This window comes from Zooshikella ganghwensis DSM 15267, assembly GCF_000428585.1.
Lineage (GTDB): Bacteria > Pseudomonadota > Gammaproteobacteria > Pseudomonadales > Zooshikellaceae > Zooshikella > Zooshikella ganghwensis.
This window is the reverse complement of sequence record NZ_AUAF01000041.1, coordinates 1-18,572: the sequence shown is the minus strand read 5'-3', so window position 1 is coordinate 18,572 and position 18,572 is coordinate 1. Positions and strand designations below refer to the sequence as shown.

Genomic DNA, 18,572 nt, shown 5'->3' with positions numbered 1-18,572 from the left:
ATGGTTATTGGATTCTTTGCTGACAATTCACCACCTGACCAGACCTTAGCCAACAACAGAAGACTGTTTTCGTGCGTATCGTTTCAGCAAACTAGGTACATCGAGAATCAAGGCAATTCGACCATCACCTGTAATCGTCGCCCCTGACATACCCGGAGTGCCTTGCAACAAGGCACCAAGCGGCTTGATCACTACTTCTTCTTGTCCAATCAGCTGATCAACAACAAAACCTACCCGTTGCGTACCTACCGACACAATCACAACATGGGATTCATCCACAGGCTTTGAATAATTATGGCCTGCCACCAACCAGCGTTTTAAGTGGAATAAAGGCAATGCCTTATCACGAACAATCACAACTTCTTGCCCATCCACCACATTAGTACGTGATAAATCCAGGTGAAAAATTTCATTGACACTCACCAATGGTAAAGCAAATGCCTGTTTTTCCAGTACCACCATCAATGTCGGCATAATCGCCAACGTCAATGGTACTTTAATAATAATGCGTGAACCCTTGCCTTTTTCAGACTCAATATTGATGGTGCCATTGAGCTGCGAAATTTTCGTCTTGACCACATCCATGCCCACACCACGTCCAGAGACATCTGAAATTTCCTGTTTAGTGGAAAAGCCGGGCATAAAAATCAGATTAAAGCATTCCGTATCAGACAGCCGGTCCGCTGTATCCTGGTCATACAATCCTCGCTCAACAGCTTTAGCTCTTAGCCTGTCCGGATCCATACCCGCCCCATCGTCAGTAATGGAAAGCAGGATATGATCACCTTCCTGCTGGGCAGCAAGCATGACATTGCCCTGACGGTTTTTACCACCTTGCTCACGTTCCTGAGGGCTTTCAATCCCATGGTCCACAGCATTACGCACCAAATGCACTAAGGGGTCCGCCAATGCTTCAACAAGGTTTTTATCCAGATCTGTTTCTTCCCCTTCCATCTGTAAATTGATTTCTTTTTTTAGGCTTCTTGCTAAATCACGCACCACCCGAGGAAAACGCCCAAATACTTTTTTAATAGGCTGCATTCGTGTTTTCATCACAGACAGCTGTAAGTCTGCAGTAACCACATCCAAATTGGATACCGCTTTTGACAGAGCCTCATCGCTACTTCGATCGCCCAGCCGAACTAGCCGGTTACGAACCAAAACCAGCTCGCCCACCATATTCATGATGTCATCCAAGCGAGCGGTATCGACACGCACAGTGGTTTCAGCTGGGGGATTCGCATCCTTAACGGGTGGTTTGGGTGCTACTGCAGGTTTGGCGGCCGCTGGTGCAGGGGCTGGTTTTTGTGGTGTAGGTTTAGCCGGTGCTGCAGGTTTACTTGGTGCGCCACCTTGAGCACTGTGCTTTAACTCTTTGAGCAGTTCATCAAAGTCAGCTTCAGGTACCTGCTCACTTGCAGGTGATGGTGCTGGCGGCTCTTCTGCTTTAGCCCCATGGAATTGCCCTTTACCATGCAGCTCATCTAACAGAGACTCGAATTCATCATCAGTTATTTCATCCCCAGCAGGTGGCTCGACCTGTTTTTTTTCAGGCTCTTTTTTAGCAGCTTCTGCAGGCTCAGCCGCTTCTGGGCTTTCTGAGCTGGACTCCGCAGGTGTTGCCTCTTCAGTAGTTCCACCAACGGTTTTTTTCCCATGTAACTGATCGAGTAAAGCCTCAAATTCATCATCGGTTATTTCATCCGTACCACTGCTAGTTACACCTTCAGCAGGAGTTGGTGCTGAAACCTCTACTTTTGAGGGCTCTCCTTTTTCCTGCTCTTCTTTATCTTGATCAGCAATGGCATCAAGCAGCTGCTCAAACTCTTCATCCGTGATTTCGTCTTGTGACCCTTTAGCTTCATCTCCACTGGGTTTAGCTGCTGCTGGAGGTTTCTCAGCCTCAGGCTCTGCTGCTTGTTCTGGAGGTGTGGGAGTTGGTTCTTCAATCGCAGGTTCCGGTGCTTCAGTCTCTTCAGCGGCACCCTCTGGCGCAGCAAACCTGGTCAGGGCTTCAATGAGTTCCCTGTCCGCTGCCTCAGGTTCCTGACGGTCGCGAACCTGACTAAACATTTCATTCACTTTGTCTAACGCTTGCAGAACAACATCCATCAATTCAGGCGTTACAGCACGCTGCCCATTCCGTAATGTATCAAACACATTCTCAGCAACATGACAGCATTCAACCAGCGCATTGAGCTGGAGAAAACCTGCCCCACCTTTAACCGTGTGAAAGCCTCTGAAGATTGCATTCAGTAAATCTTTATCATCTGGACGGTTTTCAAGATCAACTAACTGCTCAGATAACAGCTCCAAGATTTCCCCAGCTTCGACAAGAAAGTCTTGTAGAATCTCTTCATCAGCATCAAAACTCATGAAATAACTCCCCTAGAACCCCAAGCTGGATAATAGGTCATCAACCTCATCCTGACCTGATACCACATCAGTACGTTCTTCCGCACGCATCTGAGGCCCTTCGGCAACGGTTTTATCTTTTTCCTTCGTCTCAAAGCGATGTTCAATGCCTGTTAACGTATCGAGCTGTCCAGCCATACGCACTAAATGAACCAGGCTTTCTTCAACTTCAGCCACCAAATCCACGACTTTTTTAATGACCTGGCCCGTTAAATCCTGAAAGTCCTGAGCCAAAATAATTTCGTTTAAGTTGTTATAAAGTGTATTTGCTTTTCCTTCAGTGGAGTCTAAAAACACTTCAATATGTTGGTATAATTCGCGAAACTCATTAGGCTTCATCTGGCGCTTACGCAACTTCTGCCAGCTTTCGCGTAAATTTTTTGATTGTTCAGCAATATCACCCGCAATAGGTACGCTGGCATCCACCAGATCCATGGTACGGTTAGCCGCTTTCTCAGTCATTTTGGTGACATAGTTTAAACGCTCTGAGGCGTCCGCCATGCTGGAAATTTGCTCTTTATCTTCTCCAGAAAAACCTGCTTCTAAATGAAAGTTCATAATCGCTTCATGCAAGGCTCTGGTTAAACGGCCAATTTCTTTATAAAGGCTTTTATCCCGTACCTCATTAATTTCATGAATTACCTGAATGGCATCTTTTAAATTACCTTTTTCCAGGTATTCCACCATTTGACGGGCACGACTTTTTAAGTCTTCTTCAAGCTCAGCTGGTGTCAGCCCTTCAGTGTATTTATCTAATAACGACATATCAGCCTCTTAACCACCAGCTTCCACACGCTCAAAAATTTTTTCAATCTTTTCTTTTAAAACTTGAGCAGTAAAAGGCTTGACTACATAGCCATTAACGCCAGCTTGTGCAGCCTCAACAATTTGGTCTCGTTTTGCTTCAGCCGTTACCATTAAAACCGGTAGAGAAGCGAGTTTAGGATCTGCACGGACAGCTTTTAGCAAGTCAATTCCTGTCATACCCGGCATGTTCCAATCCGTCACTAAGAAATCAAAGCCACCACTTTTCAAAACTGGAAGTGCTGTTTGACCATCATCCGCTTCTGCCGTGTTGGTAAACCCTAAGTCTCGCAATAGGTTTTTAATGATTCGCCTCATGGTGGAAAAGTCATCCACAATAAGGATCTTCATATTTTTATCCAAGGCGACCTCCCTCATGATGCATAGATGCTGCCTTTTTACATCTACTACAAGTCTAGTAGGTGATTATTGGCATGCCAGTTTATTCGATTTATGTTTAGAAAGTGTTCAAAACATTTTCATTACGCAATAACAGTTTATAGCCAAAAACAAGTACCAAATCATGCCCCTTGAAAGACTGGGATAATTATTCAATAATGCTCAATCAATTTTTTTGGTAATAACCTGACGTGTATTTGGCTACATCTAATGTGATTGAATGGTGTCAGAACATAAATATTATGGTTTTATTAAAGACTGATATTATTCGGGCTGCCAGTCAGCTAACCGAGCACGAAGTCGCATTGCAGCTTGTGAATGAATTTGACTCACTCGGGACTCACTTACCCCTAACACCTGCCCAATTTCTTTAAGGTTTAACTCTTCATCGTAATAAAGTGACAACACCAGTTGCTCTCTTTCTGGCAACATTTGTATTGCCTGTGCTAAGTCATGCCGCAGTTTTTTCTGCTGGAGTTCATCTGGTGGTTTATCGCTTGTGTGTTCGCTGGCTAATGATGTTTGTGATGTATCCCCAGCGGCGGTCAGCTCCTCAAATGAAAACAATCGACTACCTGATAAATCACTCAACATGGCATAGTAGTCATCCAGTGAAAGTGACAGAGCTTCTGCTATTTCCTGATCCTTGGCATCACGGCCATACTTTGCCTCAATCTGTTGAATAGCCTCAGCAATTCGTCGACTATTTCGATGCACAGAACGCGGTACCCAATCCCCTTTGCGGATTTCATCGACAATACTGCCTCGGATACGAATGGTGGCATAGGTTTCAAATGAGGCCCCTTTACTGGCATCATATTTTCGCGCAGCCTCTAGCAGCCCGATCATTCCTGCTTGAATCAGGTCATCCAACTGTACGCTGGCAGGAAGTCGAGCAGCAGTATGTAAGGCGATTCGTTTAACAAGTCCGGCAAAACGCTGGACAAGTTGCTGTCCTTGCTGCCCACTTACCTGGGAATATAGTCCAACACCTTGCATTGATTTCATCAACAACGTCCGACTTCACAGGACACCAAGGTTTCCACAAAAAATTCCAAATGCCCTCGAGGTGAGGCTGGTAAGGGAAAGTTATCAATCTTCTGCGCCAGCGCTCGTATCGCTATTGCCGCTTTTGCCCGAGGATAACACTCCAATAAGGGACGTTGCCGCTGCACCGCTTTACGTAAGGCGTCATCAAAAGGAATAGCCCCCAAATACTGCATGGTGACATCCAAAAAGCGCTCGGTGACATTGGTCAGCTTATTAAAAAGTTGCTGACCCTCCTGCTGACTTCGCACCATATTGGCAATAACCCGATAACGCATGACCTGATGATCTCGATGGAGCAACTTAATCAGCGCATAGGCATCAGTAATGGAGGTTGGCTCATTGGTGACAACGATCAGCACTTCTTGGCTGGCAATAACAAAGCTAACCACCGAGCTGGAAATCCCCGCAGCGGTATCAATCATTAACACATCCAGTTGGTCATTAAGATCACTGAAGGCACTAATTAACCCTGCATGCTGCTGCAAGGATAGCTGTGTCATCGCCTGTGTTCCGGAGGATGCGGGGATAATTTTTATACCGCCAGGCCCGTGTAAAAGAATATCCCGTAACTCACACTTACCTGCCAACACGTCCGCGATGGTGTGTTTTGGTGACAAGCCCAGCAAAACATCAATATTAGCGAGCCCCAAATCAGCATCAAGCAGCATGACGCGACGCCCCATTTCTGCCAGAGCAATACTCAGGTTAAGCGCCACATTGGTCTTGCCTACGCCTCCTTTACCTCCGGTTACAGCGAGTACCTGAACTGGATGTTTAATTCCCATCGTGTTGTTTACTCAGACAACAAACATAATAATTTGTAATTACCCAACAGCACACTCATTAAACAGTGAGTGTCCTGCGATAGTCCATTCCTGTTGTACAAGCCATGCGGCATCATCTTCAGCCAGTGATCCCGATATTGCTACCGCTCGACTCAACAACGTATGACTGCGCGCTAGGGCAATATCTTCAGGAATACGCTGTCCATCAGCATAATAAGAAACCGCAAGCTGGGCAGCCATCACCATATCCAAAGACTCCCCTAAATTATGTGTTTCATCCACTTTCGTCAGAATCGTACCCACTGTTTGTGCTGTCGAGTAAGTATCGATTGCTTGCTCAAGTACTGCACGTTGGCTGGTAGTGGCCAACACCAGAAAATTTCGAACCATTGGCCGTACTTGATCAAGTAAATTTAATTGTAGCTGTAAATTATCATCCTGCGGATGCAGACCCGCCGTATCAATTAAAATCAATGATTTACTACGAAAGGCATCCAATGCCTGTTGTAAGCCCGACAAATCATTCACCACACGGATTGGCACATTTAAAATGCGGCCAAGGGTTTTTAACTGATCACAGGCGCCTATGCGAAAGGTATCTAAGGTAATCAACCCCAGCGACTCGGTGCCATGCTGCAGGGCATACCGAGCAGCCAGTTTGCCCACGGTGGTGGTTTTACCGCTGCCAGTGGTCCCAAGCAGTGCAAAAATTCCTCCACTATCGACTAAATCCCGCTTAGTGGTATTCAGCAAACGGCTAAGCTGGCCCAATACATGTCGCCATGCCACTTTTACAGCACTATCGGCTGGAATGTTTTGCACGATAGCATGGCTTCGCTGTGGTGACAGGCCCATCCCCACTAGTCGCCGCCAGACCATTGCGGCAACGGGGTTAAGCTGACAAAAATCGCCCCAGGCTTTTTGCCCCATCTGCTGCTGTAGCAACATCCTCATACCATGCAACTCTTGCTGTAAATTGGTCAGCAGCCCAGGTGCTGTATCACCTACTTGCTCATGTTGTTGTTTTTGGGAATCACCTAAGGCTTGTTTTTGCTGCCACTGAATTTCTTGATAAGGTTTATCCTGTTGAGATTTATGGCTTTGTACATCCTGATAAGCATTGGTGCTAGGCCTTGCCTTCGTTTGCGGAGTGTTGAGCTTATGCGATTTAGTCGGTACCGTTTTGTTTTTTTTGGTATCCCGCAAACGGCTCTCTTGTTTGTAGTGCGCTAAATCGACAAGGGATTGTTGAGGTGCTTGCCGCCTAGCCAACGGCTCTGACTGCATTTGCTGATTAACCTGATGTCCTTGCCAGTGAAACTCATCGTCCTGAGCGAAGGCACGATTTTGCTTATATGCGGCTGTTGAGTCTTTTTTCTGGGTATCTGAACGGTGGCGAGATGCAGCTGAAGTCTGCGAGGGAATTGTTGGTGCATCCCTGGCAACGACGAGTTCAACCCCACCCGCTACCCGCCGTTGTTCAAGAATGGTGGCATCAGCACCTAACTCCTGTTTAACCAGCTTAAGTGCTTGGCGCATATCCGCAGCAAAGTAGCGTTTAATATTCATAAGCTCTTCCTATGCCGTGCCTATCTCAGTTACTGCCAACAACTACTCATGCTGGCCCACACTGGCGACAATAGTCACTTCTTTATTGTCTGGAATCTCTTGATAAGCCAATACATGCAGGCTGGGTATACCAAATCGAGCGAACCTGGCTAACATAGGTCGAATCGGCCCCGCTACCAGCAGCACTGCCGGCTGACCTGCCATTTCCTGCCGGGACACTGCCTCTTGCAGTGAGCGCTGTAAACGTTCAGCCAAACTAGGCTCAATGACAAAGCCATCTTCCACACTCATTCCAGATTGCTTAGCCTGCTGAGCAGATTGCAGCAACATTTGTTCCAACTGAGGCTCAAGTGTGATGACGGGAATCTTATCTGATGTACCTACAATACTTTGCACAATGGAACGCGCTAGCGCTGTTCGTACTGAAGCAGTCAAAGTGGCGGGATCTTGACTCTTTACCCCTATTTCAGCCAGCGCTTCTGCGATGGTGCGAATATCCCTTACTGGAATGCGCTCAATCAGTAAGCTTTGCAACACTTTGAGTAAAGTACTATGCGAAACTTTACTGGGTAGCTCTTCAGCCAGTTTCGGTGATTGACGCCCCAGTAGCTCCAGCAACCGTTGCACCTCATCATGACCTATCAATTCATGGGCATGTTTAAACAGCACTTGGTTTAGGTGAGTGGCCACCACAGTTGACGCATCAACAACGGTGTAGCCTAACGTTTGAGCCTGATCTTTTAGCCCTGGCTCAATCCACACGGCATCAAGACCAAATGCCGGATCTTTGGCAGCAATTCCTTCCAAAGAGCCAAATACCTGTCCTGGGTTAATTGCCAGCTCCCGCTCAGGATGAACCTCGGCCTCACTGATGGTCACCCCCATTAAGGTAATCCGATACACATTGGGTAATAAGTCAAGGTTGTCGCGGATATGGACTGAAGGAAGGAGAAACCCCAGTTCCTGAGAGAGCTTTTTACGAACGCCTTTGATCCGACTGAGTAATTCTCCACCTTGCGCTTTATCCACCAGGGGTATTAATCGATAACCCACTTCCAGCCCAACCATATCAACCGGTGTGACATCATCCCAGCCTAACTCCTTGGTTTCGATAGGTGCAGGTCCTGCTTGGGTGGCAGCCCCGGTCGGCACAACCTGGCCACCCGCTGCAGGCTGTATGGCTTTGCCTGGCTCGGCTGTTGTCGTAGCGCTGATTTTTTGACGATGGTAAATCAACCAGGCGCCCATTGCCGCTAATCCCCCCAACCCCAAAAATGCAACATGTGGCATACCGGGAATAGACCCCATAACCATTAATATTGCTGCTGCAACGCCAATGGCTTTGGGTGATGAGAACATCTGCTGACGGACCTGATGCCCCATATCCTTGGCATCAGAAACACGGGTCACCATAATCGCCGCTGCGGTGGACAGTAGCAAAGAGGGAATTTGCGCTACCAGGCCATCACCAATAGTGAGTAGAGAGTAATTCTGCAATGCGGTTTGAAAGGGTAGCTGATGCTGAGCCATGCCAATGGATAACCCGCCAATGATATTGATGGCTAGAATTAACAACCCTGCCACGGCATCGCCCCGCACAAACTTGCTGGCACCATCCATGGAGCCGTAAAAGTCCGCCTCTTGTCCTACTTCTGCACGTCTAGAACGAGCCTGATCCTGATTGATCAGGCCGGCATTTAAGTCAGCATCAATTGCCATCTGCTTCCCAGGCATCGCATCCAAGGTAAACCGCGCAGATACTTCAGATATTCGGCCTGCTCCCTTCGTCACTACCACAAAGTTGATAATGATGAGAATAACGAAAACCACCAGCCCCACCACATAGTTGCCGCCAATGACCACTTCACCAAATGCTTCAATGACTTTACCTGCCGCATCCCCTCCCGTGTGACCTCGTAATAAAACGACACGCGTTGACGCCACATTCAGTGCCAGCCGTAATAATGTTGCTACCAGCAAAATTGTGGGAAATACCGCAAAATCCAGCGGCCGCAGACTATAAACACACACCAGCAAAACAACCAGTGCCAGAGTAATGTTAAAGGTGAATAGAACATCCAGTAGAAAGGGCGGGACGGGAAGCGTCATCATGGCTAAGATCGCCATTAATAACACAGGCACCCCTAAGTTACCTTGACCAAGGCCTTTTAGCGTATTCACTACCATAGAACGGTCTGCCACTCAGCCTGCTCCCTGTCATTAAGGAATGTTGATCATCAACCTGCGCTTTATCAGCTTTCAAGGCATGTGCAAAAACCTTTCCCACCTTTTATATCTTTGTAACAGCACCCTTCCGCTCTAAGCCTTGAGGAAATTCTGTGCAAAGAAAATTGGTTTAGCTTCTTTGAACACGCAATCTCACTGCCATTTAATTGTCGCGACGAAACTCTTCAGGTATAGGGTAATCTTTTGGGGGACGCGGCTTCTGACCAGTACGTTTTTGCTTGAGCTGATACACATAGGCCAACACCTGGGCAACCGCAATGTATAAACCACTGGGTATCTGTTGGTTTAACTCAGTACTATGGTAAATAGCCCGGCTAAGTGGTGGAGCTTCTAGAATAGGCACCTCAGAAGCCACAGCAATCTCTCTGATTTTTAGTGCAATAAAATCGACGCCTTTAGCAATAACATAGGGTGCATCTGCTTTATCAGGGTCATACTTGAGTGCTACCGAATAGTGCTCCGGGTTAGTGATCACGACATCGGCTTTTGGCACTTCGGCCATCATTCGACGTTCCGCCATCTCCCGCTGCAATTGCCGGATACGGCTTTTAACTTCAGGCTTACCTTCAGTATCTTTGAACTCATCCCGGAGTTCTTGTTTGGTCATTTTAAGTTTTTTACGGGTATCCCAGATTTGAAACGGCACATCTATGGCCGCAATCAATACCAAGCTGATACTCAGTAAAATAGCTGCCCAACCAATTAGCCATAAACTGGAAATAATGGCGTTATCAATAGATGCTCGACCTAGCTGCAATATTTGATTCTGCTCCCACAGTAATATCCCTATTGCAAAGCAGGCTACAACCACTACTTTGGCAATCGCCTTCAACAACTCAACTAAAGACCGAGCAGAGAACATGCGCTTTAAGCCAGCTAATGGGCTGATACGATTCAACTTAGGCTGAATGAGTTTGCCACTGAAAACCCAGCCACCAAGTAAAATTGGAGCCAAAATACCTGCTAACATCAACGCTAAAATTAACGGAAAAATTGCAAAAATAGCATCATTCAGCGAAGCACCTAAGAACTGCAGCATCGTAGCGGTATCAAATATTTTTTCTCGTTCTATATTAAAGTTCAACCGCATAATCACAATTAGGTGACGCGCCAAAAATCCTGCAGACAGCACCAAACTCACTGAAGCGATGAGTAAAAGTGCCATTGTGCTTAGTTCTTTTGAGCGAGGAACCTGACCTTCTTTCTTAGCATCTTGCAGTCGTTTCTGGGTCGGTTCCTCGGTTTTTTCCTGACTGGAATCTTTTTCCTCAGCCATAGGCTATTCCGTGATTAATCCACGATTGAACACCTCAGCATACATTATGCTACTGAGTCACTAAGTCTCTTAAAAAAAGTAATGCCTGCTCACTAAACGTTAAATATTGATCTAAAAACCCCGTCACCGTTATCCAAACAATAAACAGGCCAAACATTAATGCCATCGGAAATCCCAATGAAAAAATATTCAGCTGGGGCGCAGCCTTTGTCATCACCCCAAAGGTTAAATTAACAATCAGTAATGCAGTCATACCTGGTATGGCAATTAACATTGCACTGGAAAAAATCCAACTGAACCAAAGCACCAATCGCTCGATACTCCCTTCTGGCAACAAAAACCCTTCACTGACTGGCAGTGTATGAAAGCTTTCAACTAACACTTCAATAACCACAAGATGGCCATTAACCGCTAAAAACAGCAAAGTCGTCATCACCAAATAAAACTGCCCCAGTACAGTGACGGTAACCCCATTAGCGGGGTCATTCATCGACGCAAAACCCAGCCCCATTTGCATAGCAATCATTTGTCCAGCCATAGCAAACAAATGAAAAAAAACCTGCAATGCAAATCCCATTAACGTACCAATCAACACCTGCTGCAGGTTAATCAGCCAAGCACTTAAGGAAAAAGGATCAACTTTCGGCATATCAGGTAGCATAGGCATTAACATGATGGTAACCGCTAAGGCCATCGCTAAACGCACACGGGCAGGCACCATTTGCGCACCAATGATAGGCATTACCATAAATAATGAGCTGATGCGAAATAGTGGCCAGAGAAAAGGGGTAATCCAGGTACTAATATCCTCAGCAGGCACTTGCAACATAGGGTTAACCAATGAGCCCTGGAATATTCAACATAAGGTTGTTAAAAAAGTCCATTAGCTGACCTAGTAACCAAGGTCCTGTGACCATAATGGTCAGTAGTGTCACCAATAACCTTGGCAAGAAGCTTAATGTCTGCTCATTAATTTGAGTCGCTGCCTGTAACGTACTGACAATCAAACCAATGATTAAGCTGGGCGTTACAATAACCGCCACCATTTGCACAATAAGAAACAAAGCATCTCGAAAAATATCAATTACCACTTCGGGTGTCATTTTTGATTCCTCTAAATGCCTTGCTTTACCTAAAACGATAATATCTCAACGGCAAGTGGTTTCTGCATAAAATAGCGTATGCGCAAAACCACTAAGTTACGCCAAAACTCGTCGCTAATGTCCCCACAATCATGGCCCATCCATCAACCATCACAAATAACATAATTTTAAAGGGCAATGACACAATTAACGGTGATAACATCATCATCCCCATTGCCATTAAGACACTAGCCACCACTAAGTCAATAATTAAAAAAGGAATAAATAATAAAAACCCTATTTGAAAGGCTGTTTTTAATTCACTGGTTACAAAAGCAGGAATCAATATATTAAGTGGCACATCATCGACTGACTGAATATCTCCAACGTCAGCAATACGTACAAATAAATTAAGGTCCGTTTCTCGCGTCTGGGCTAACATAAACTCCCGAAAGGGTCCTACAGCAATTTTTAAAGCGTCTTGCGCAGGAACTTTTTCAGCTAAGTAGGGTTGTACTGCTTGTTCATTTACCTTATTTAATACGGGAGACATAATAAAAAACGTTAAGAACAGTGCCATACCCAATAATATTTGATTTGAGGGTGTTTGTTGTAAACCCAGCGCCTGTCGTAATATTGAAAAAACAATAATGATGCGCGCAAATGATGTCATCATAATCACAATAGCTGGCAAAAAAGACAGCAATGTCATTAATGCCAACACTTGAATTGTCACAGAATACTCTTGTCCAGCAGGCGTATCAGTTACAGTTAAAATTGGAATTGTGGTAGGGGGAGCCGCACTGGCATAGGGTACAATCACTAACAACAATATCACTAGCAGTGTATTGTAAGGTAAGTTACTTACTATTCGGCTCAGTGGACTCATGTGTCCTCTTTGCTTAATAAATGCTAATTATTTAATTTTAAATAAAACACTCACAACACCTAACACAAGAGGTGTTTTTATACATTACCAGCGGTTTTAATTAATAATAATTAACTCAATGTCGCTGTTTAATCATTTCCATTAAGCGCTTTGAGAAATCATTATTCGCTTCTTGTTTCGTGGTGACGATTGGTTGATCAAATACATGAATCGTATTCATGCCGGCAGGCGAGATACCCAATAAAATTTGTTTATCGCCTATCTGCACTAACACTAACCGTTCTTTGCTACCAACAGACATGACAGCGAGATTTTTGATAACCGGGCTAGTCATCGGTTTGATGGCCCCAGTGCGTTTAACCACCCAGGCAGCTGCAAAGATCACTAACAACACTAGCATTAGCGCCAGTATAACTTGAACCAACATTCCCCAAGCTGTGGGTGGTGTTGTTGGCGCAGCCCAAATGCCTGACGAGTAAGTACAACACATTAAATAAAAAAAACTACGACGACGCATGCTCAATATTCTCTTAGTTAAACGAATAGAATCGGTTATACCTAAACGTCAAGTGTAGTGTGTATAATAAAACCTAACGTAATTTTTTTATCCGCTCCGTAGGACTAATTACATCCGTTAAACGTATACCAAACTTTTCATTAACCACCACTACTTCTCCATGAGCAATAAGTGTTCCATTCACTTTCACATCCAGAGGTTCCCCTGCTAATCGATCCAGCTCAATAACTGAACCTTGATTGAGTTGCAGTAAGTTACGGATGGTAATATCGGTTCCCCCTACTTCCATACTGATAGTGACGGGTATATCCAAAATAACATCTAAATTGGGTCCTTCCTCTAGGCTACGAATTTCAGTAGGCTCAGCAATATCCTCCAGTTCATCCATATCCATTGGCGAAGCCGTGGTTTGGAATAATTCATCAATATCTTCCTGACTGCCTTTATCTTCCGACTCAGCCAAGGCAGCAGCCCATTCATCCGCTAATGCTTGTTCATCACTCCCAGCACTTTCCTCACCATTGTCATCTTGGTCAACCGTTTCATCGGCTTCAGGGGTTTCTTCTGACATAGCCGTTGCTTGCGTATCAGAATCTTCCTGCTCTGCCTCGCCAGTATTTTCTACGTCAGTTTCAGGCTGTTCTTCTGTATTATCAGGATCATCTGCCATCCTTTAACTCCTGTAAGTCGACTGCAATGTTTTCAAGCAACCTTGTTTTATTTTTAACCGTGCAAAACGTTGTTATACCCTTCACGAAGGATTATTTAATGTCTTTCCCTAATACTTTGGTCGTTCAATTGCGCTGAGTACCTGCATTGCTAGCTTTTCTTTAGTAGCCCCCAACCGTGTCTTAAACACAGGAATATCATTCGCAGACAGAATAAAGTGCTTAGGCATTTCAAAGGGAATAATATCACCTTCTTCCAATTCAAGAATATCGCGCAAACGCATTTGAGTTTTCACAATGTTGGAGTTGACCTTAACATTAACGCCCAATATTTCTTCCCTTAAGGCTTTGACCCACCGCTCATCTCGGTCATCCACATCACTTTGCACTCCTGCATCCAGTAACTCTCTGATGGGTTCAATCATTGAGTAGGGTAAGGTGACATGCATGTCCCCCCCTCCTCCGTCCAGTTCAATGTGAAAAGTACTCACCACAATAACTTCAGAGGGACTGACTATATTCGCCAATGCCGGGTTAACTTCTGAGTTTATATACTCAAAATCAACCTTCATCACGGGTCCCCAGGCTTCCTTTAAGTCTATAAAAACCTGCCGAAGAACTATTTGTACAACACGGTTTTCTGTAGGCGTAAACTCACGCCCTTCAATCTTGGCATGCAGGCCCTCCCCCCCAAAAAAATTATCCACCAGCTTAAACACCAGCTTGGCATCTAAAATAAATAATGCCGTCCCCCGTAAAGGTTTCATTTTCACCAGATTTAAACTGGTAGGCACATAAAGGGTATGAACATACTCGCCAAACTTCATCACTTGTACACCACCCACAGAAACATCTGCACTCCGGCGTAGCATGTTGAACATACTGATACGGGTGTAACGAGCAAAACGTTCATTGATCATTTCTAAGGTGGGCATTCGCCCACGCACAATACGATCCTGGCTAGTCAAATCATAAGACTTTATGCCATCAGGCGCCTCATCAGTTTCAGTATCGATGTCACCATCGTCTACCCCATGGAGGAGCGCATCAATTTCGTCTTGAGAGAGTAGATCTTGCATGGTGCAGCCCTCATTTAACGCTTACTACTGCATGACAAAACCAGTAAATAGTATGGTCTCAATCCCTGGCTTACCAATCTCCTGTTGCAACACCTGCTGTATTGATTCCGTAGCCTTCGTCTTTAACATCTCCTTGCCTTCAGCAGTCTGTAACGTTTGAAAGTCCTCACTGGCAATTAACATCACCAAATTATTTCTAATTAAAGGCTCATGTTGCTTTACTGCCTCCATGGCCTCAGGATCCCTCCCCATTACGGTGATTGACAGTTGAGCATAACGTTGTCGACCACCTACCTGAAAATCAACGGTAAATGGCGGTTCCATGGCAAAGTAAATAGCGGGAGGCTTGACCGCTTTTTTGGAATCTTCAGAGGCTTCCTCCTCTCCTGCGGTTTCACCATTTCCCATCAACATAAACAGGGTGATCCCTGTCGCACTGCCTAAAACGACAACCACCACAATGATAAAAATAATAAACTTCTTTTTTTTCCCACCAGACGCTTCATTATCTACTTCAGCTTCTGGATTTTCTGCCTCATCCTGATCTGCCATTTTTACGTCATTCCCTTAGTAGCTTATTGATAATGACTGTTTCATTACTATCAATAAGCATAGTGAAAAGTTGCTAATACGCTGTCTAAATAAGTTCATTATGAGTTTCCACTCTATAATCAAGCTTGATAACTCTGTCAGAAGCCTATTTAGCGGCAAAAAAAGTGCCAACCGTTTTAAAGATTTTTCTCAATAACACAAGCATCTTTTTTAAGCATAGCACGCACTGACTGTCAGAGATTTGACAGTTTTTGGTTTCATGATTTGCACAGTCAATTTGCTAGCAATACTGCTTATAGCTTGTAACATAATTTTGGCCCATGACTATAAGCTGTGAAATACCTGCCTATGGGCTGCCACCAAAGTTTCATCAAATGTTAATTTATTGAAACAATACACTTTTCAAAACATTTGCTGTATACATGTAAAGAGCGGGATATACCTCTCTCCACTATACTCTTCATAACAGATATTCCCATAATAAAGAACTTTGGTTGGAATACTACTTATGACCGCTTACTTGACAGGGCTAATAGCACTTTTTCTGACACTATCACTCCATGCTAAAGAGCTATTAGTCGTTACTGAAGAATGGCCACCTTACAATTATAAGAAAAATGATTTAATTACTGGTTACTCAACAGAAATAGTTAGAAACGTGCTAGAAAAAGCTAACATTAATTATACAATTCGCCTTTATCCATGGGCGAGAGCTTACGACCTTGCACTCAAAAATGAAAATGTACTGATTTACACTATCGTTCGGACCCCAGAGCGAGAATCACTATTTCAATGGTTAGGACCCATTTTACCTGGCAAAAAGTTTTATCTTTATAAATTAAAACACAGAAAAGATATTTCGCTTACAACAATAGATGATGCAAAAAACTTTAAAACAGCAATAATGCGCGATGATGTTACCCACCAGTTCCTAAACGCGCGTGGATTTGAAGATGAAAAACACCTAGACCTATCTGTCTCAGAAGAAATCAATATCAAGAAGCTTTTTAATGATCGTGTCGACCTTATTATTGGTAATGAAGAAAGTCTCCCCATTAGGATAAAAAATCTACAACTTGATTTTTCAAAAGTAGAACCCGCCATCTTTATGTTTGAGCATGGTTACTACATGGCACTGAGTGCTCAAACTGACGAGCGCCTGTTCAACCAACTCAATAACGCTATGAAGCAGGTTTTTACACCCAAATTCCAACAAACTCTGGCAGAGAAATACCAAGTTAAATTACTCTTCCCTACAAGTGAAAACTAAATATGCTTTACCTGTTAAGAATCATATTGTTTTTGATTATCTTACCAAACTATACTCTAATCGCTTAGATTTAATTATTGATGAAGACTTATACTTAAAAATACAACAATCGTTTAAAGAAGTATTCACCTTAGAGCTTCAACAATCCACTGCACATAAATACGGGATAACCTTGACACACTCACCTTAAAAAAGAGTTCAAACACCACGAACCCATCTCTGTCAATAGGATTAACCTTTGTATCTGGAATACTATACTTTGTGATTTATATAATCGTACCTCAATTCAAAGAAGTCTTCGATGCTTTTTGGTTCTGAACTACCGTCATTTACCTTGTTTGTAATGGATACTTATCGTTTTTATAGTATTTTTATATTAATAGGTGTAATACCTTGCATATTATTATTTATCAATCGTTCCTATGCATAAAAAAACAAAGGAAACTCTTCACAGTTGTAGTTTTTAACCTTGTGCTATCTTTCTTGATTTTATGTTTTGTGCTTGCTGGCTTATATTGGTCCATTTTCCAGCTAGGAAGCGTAGTATAGAGTCGTTATTTACTTAGCCCATTCATTTAATAATTTTTGTCTAAAAGACTATTTTAAGTCACTCTTACCAGTAATACCTAGCCTCTATGACATAATTCAAGACAAATGTGCTAATATTCAACTGCAATTAAAAAATACTTGTAATAATACTGATAAGGATATTGGAAATATGTGCACTGAATTTATCTTACCATCACAACTTTCACCCCAGTTAAAAGACTTTCCTTTTTCTGGTCGAACCATGGACTTCGAGTATAATTTTGACTGGACAGTAGCAGCAATTCCTGAAGAGACTAAACTACATGCTGTTGGTAGCCAGGATTTACCACTTGCCAAAAGGCTACCAGGTTATAAATGGGTGTCAAAATACGCTTATATAGGCGTAGGAATTAGCGCAGGAAAAAATGTATTAGGTAAAGTATTTGACTCTGTATTAGATTTACCCAGCAAAGTATCTGATGGCCTTAATACTGAAGGGCTTACAGCCGCAGCACTATGGTTGCCTGGCTCTGAATACCCTCAATTAGATAATGTGCCTAGTGATGATTATTCACTACTTTCAATGATGGATATCTGCTGCTGGGCTTTAAGTCAATATAAAAATGTACCTGACTTAAAAGCAGACTTAGAAAAAATCAGCCAAGGAAAACCAATAAAAGATGGAACAAAACTCTATATCTGGGACCCACTACAGTTCAATGCTAACAGTACTGTAAACCTTATGCCTCTTCATTTTCAATTTCATGATAGGCAAGGGAATAGTTTATTGTTGGAATTTAGAAACGGAAAGCTAGAAATTACTGATAATACTGATTTAGGTGTTTTAACAAATGCGCCTTTTTATGATTGGCATTGTACAAACTTACAAAATTACTTAAACATCACTAATATCGAACCCAATAAAGAGGGCAAGCCCATTATTGGAATGCACGTTAAGGCGGCAGGAAATGGCAGCGGGACTATTGGGCTTAGCTCATCACCTTTACCAGCCGATCGCTTTCTTCGTACCGTACAAAGTTTAAACTTTGGTATTGACTGGCTTAAAGATAACAGTCAGTTTCCGAAAAAGTTACTAGCCTATGTAATCAATATAATAGCTGGAGTAGTCGTTGCGCCTGGTGTATGTAAAACAAATCAAAATGAAGCCACTGGCGATTATACTCAATGGCAGGGCAATCGCATATAAATTTACACCGAACAAATTAGCTTCATTAAATATTCATGATCCCAACCAGCAGAGAGTCTCTTATTTTTTATTCCAATTTTATAAGTATTATCTTGCTTAAGAATATTAAGTGCTATCTGCCTAATTCTAGACATATTTTCAGCTGAATGTCCTTTACGAATTCGACTATCATCTTCTCTGAATGCAACATCCAAACTCCAGTGCAAGCTGTTTTCAATTTGCCAGTGATGTTGGA

The 18,572-nt window shown here is 43.5% G+C and carries 18 protein-coding genes; 2 read left to right on the top strand and 16 right to left on the bottom strand.

Translation table 11 applies throughout. The annotated features are described in order from the left end of the window. Positions 1–45 precede the first annotated feature (45 nt). From F607_RS0111210 to F607_RS0111140, 15 genes are all read right to left on the bottom strand, one after another. Entirely contained in the window at positions 46–2,376 is a 2,331-nt protein-coding gene (locus tag F607_RS0111210) for a chemotaxis protein CheA (protein WP_027708160.1), read from the bottom strand. Between the two features lie 12 nt (positions 2,377–2,388). Continuing rightward, entirely contained in the window at positions 2,389–3,180 is a 792-nt protein-coding gene (locus F607_RS0111205; protein WP_027708159.1) for a protein phosphatase CheZ, read from the bottom strand. Between the two features lie 9 nt (positions 3,181–3,189). Further along, the gene (locus F607_RS0111200; protein ID WP_206196712.1) at positions 3,190–3,570 is read right to left on the bottom strand and encodes a chemotaxis response regulator CheY; all 381 of its coding nucleotides are present in this window, start codon (positions 3,568–3,570) and stop codon (positions 3,190–3,192) included. Between the two features lie 312 nt (positions 3,571–3,882). Beyond that, a complete protein-coding gene (locus tag F607_RS0111195) occupies positions 3,883–4,626 on the bottom strand; it encodes an RNA polymerase sigma factor FliA (RefSeq protein WP_027708157.1) in 744 nt (247 codons plus the stop codon). Continuing rightward, positions 4,626–5,453 (bottom strand): MinD/ParA family protein, encoded by an 828-nt coding sequence (locus F607_RS0111190; protein ID WP_027708156.1) that lies wholly within the window; start codon positions 5,451–5,453, stop codon positions 4,626–4,628. The genes F607_RS0111195 and F607_RS0111190 overlap by 1 nt, the downstream gene beginning before the upstream one ends. Before the next feature lie 39 nt (positions 5,454–5,492). Further along, on the bottom strand, positions 5,493–7,022 hold the full coding sequence (flhF, locus tag F607_RS0111185; RefSeq protein WP_027708155.1) for a flagellar biosynthesis GTPase FlhF: 1,530 nt from the start codon (positions 7,020–7,022) through the stop codon (positions 5,493–5,495). Positions 7,023–7,064: 42 nt separating this feature from the next. Continuing rightward, the gene (gene flhA / locus F607_RS0111180) at positions 7,065–9,209 is read right to left on the bottom strand and encodes a flagellar biosynthesis protein FlhA (RefSeq protein ID WP_038291085.1); all 2,145 of its coding nucleotides are present in this window, start codon (positions 9,207–9,209) and stop codon (positions 7,065–7,067) included. Positions 9,210–9,411: 202 nt separating this feature from the next. Continuing rightward, positions 9,412–10,545, bottom strand: coding sequence for a flagellar biosynthesis protein FlhB (gene flhB, locus F607_RS0111175; protein ID WP_027708153.1), 1,134 nt, complete (start codon positions 10,543–10,545; stop codon positions 9,412–9,414). Positions 10,546–10,594: 49 nt separating this feature from the next. Continuing rightward, positions 10,595–11,374, bottom strand: a complete 780-nt coding sequence (fliR, locus tag F607_RS0111170) for a flagellar biosynthetic protein FliR (RefSeq protein WP_027708152.1) — start codon at positions 11,372–11,374, stop codon at positions 10,595–10,597. Between the two features lie 4 nt (positions 11,375–11,378). Further along, positions 11,379–11,648, bottom strand: coding sequence for a flagellar biosynthesis protein FliQ (gene fliQ, locus F607_RS0111165; protein ID WP_027708151.1), 270 nt, complete (start codon positions 11,646–11,648; stop codon positions 11,379–11,381). 91 nt (positions 11,649–11,739) lie between these two features. Then, the gene (gene fliP / locus F607_RS0111160) at positions 11,740–12,516 is read right to left on the bottom strand and encodes a flagellar type III secretion system pore protein FliP (RefSeq protein WP_051311339.1); all 777 of its coding nucleotides are present in this window, start codon (positions 12,514–12,516) and stop codon (positions 11,740–11,742) included. A 115-nt stretch (positions 12,517–12,631) separates the two neighbouring features. Beyond that, the gene (gene fliO, locus F607_RS29290; protein WP_051311337.1) at positions 12,632–13,033 is read right to left on the bottom strand and encodes a flagellar biosynthetic protein FliO; all 402 of its coding nucleotides are present in this window, start codon (positions 13,031–13,033) and stop codon (positions 12,632–12,634) included. A 73-nt stretch (positions 13,034–13,106) separates the two neighbouring features. Further along, a complete protein-coding gene (gene fliN, locus F607_RS29285) occupies positions 13,107–13,703 on the bottom strand; it encodes a flagellar motor switch protein FliN (RefSeq protein ID WP_084611209.1) in 597 nt (198 codons plus the stop codon). A 108-nt stretch (positions 13,704–13,811) separates the two neighbouring features. After that, positions 13,812–14,780, bottom strand: a complete 969-nt coding sequence (gene fliM, locus F607_RS0111145; protein ID WP_027708149.1) for a flagellar motor switch protein FliM — start codon at positions 14,778–14,780, stop codon at positions 13,812–13,814. A 24-nt stretch (positions 14,781–14,804) separates the two neighbouring features. After that, positions 14,805–15,332 carry a flagellar basal body-associated FliL family protein gene (locus tag F607_RS0111140; RefSeq protein ID WP_027708148.1) on the bottom strand — a complete coding sequence of 176 codons (528 nt, stop codon included), beginning with the start codon at positions 15,330–15,332 and terminating at the stop codon, positions 14,805–14,807. A gap of 508 nt (positions 15,333–15,840) precedes the next feature. Between F607_RS0111140 and F607_RS29280 the strand changes: the two genes are divergently transcribed. Together F607_RS29280 and F607_RS29275 are read left to right on the top strand one after the other, a co-directional pair. Beyond that, positions 15,841–16,602, top strand: a complete 762-nt coding sequence (locus tag F607_RS29280) for a substrate-binding periplasmic protein (RefSeq protein WP_051311335.1) — start codon at positions 15,841–15,843, stop codon at positions 16,600–16,602. A 718-nt stretch (positions 16,603–17,320) separates the two neighbouring features. After that, positions 17,321–18,337, top strand: coding sequence for a linear amide C-N hydrolase (locus F607_RS29275; protein WP_084611208.1), 1,017 nt, complete (start codon positions 17,321–17,323; stop codon positions 18,335–18,337). A gap of 2 nt (positions 18,338–18,339) precedes the next feature. Here the strand turns inward: F607_RS29275 and F607_RS0111120 are convergent. After that, the coding region (locus F607_RS0111120) for a transposase (protein WP_157365434.1) at positions 18,340–18,572 on the bottom strand (233 nt) is incomplete at its 5' end.